Source organism: Sphingosinicella terrae, from assembly GCF_003347635.1.
GTDB lineage: Bacteria > Pseudomonadota > Alphaproteobacteria > Sphingomonadales > Sphingomonadaceae > Allosphingosinicella > Allosphingosinicella terrae.
On sequence record NZ_QDFY01000061.1, the window covers coordinates 1 to 548 of the forward strand.

Below are 548 nucleotides of genomic sequence, written 5' to 3' on the forward strand. Positions count from 1 at the left end.
CAGGGAGAACTCATCTCGGGGCAAGTTTCGTGCTTAGATGCTTTCAGCACTTATCTCTTCCGCATTTAGCTACCGGGCAGTGCCATTGGCATGACAACCCGAACACCAGTGATGCGTCCACTCCGGTCCTCTCGTACTAGGAGCAGCCCCCCTCAGTTCTCCAGCGCCCACGGCAGATAGGGACCGAACTGTCTCACGACGTTCTAAACCCAGCTCGCGTACCACTTTAAATGGCGAACAGCCATACCCTTGGGACCTACTTCAGTCCCAGGATGTGATGAGCCGACATCGAGGTGCCAAACACCGCCGTCGATATGAACTCTTGGGCGGTATCAGCCTGTTATCCCCGGAGTACCTTTTATCCGTTGAGCGATGGCCCTTCCATTCAGAACCACCGGATCACTATGACCTGCTTTCGCACCTGCTCGCGCCGTCACGCTCGCAGTCAAGCTGGCTTATGCCATTGCACAAGTTAGTGTTCGATAAACAAATCGAAAAATTATCGGAAGATTTTGCGGATAAACACCATACTTTATTCTTAGGACGCG

General features: G+C 52.7%; 1 rRNA gene. It reads right to left on the reverse strand.

Annotated features, from left to right (window positions below):
• A 23S ribosomal RNA gene (locus tag DDE10_RS23245) occupies positions 1 to 548 on the reverse strand; the annotation flags it as partial.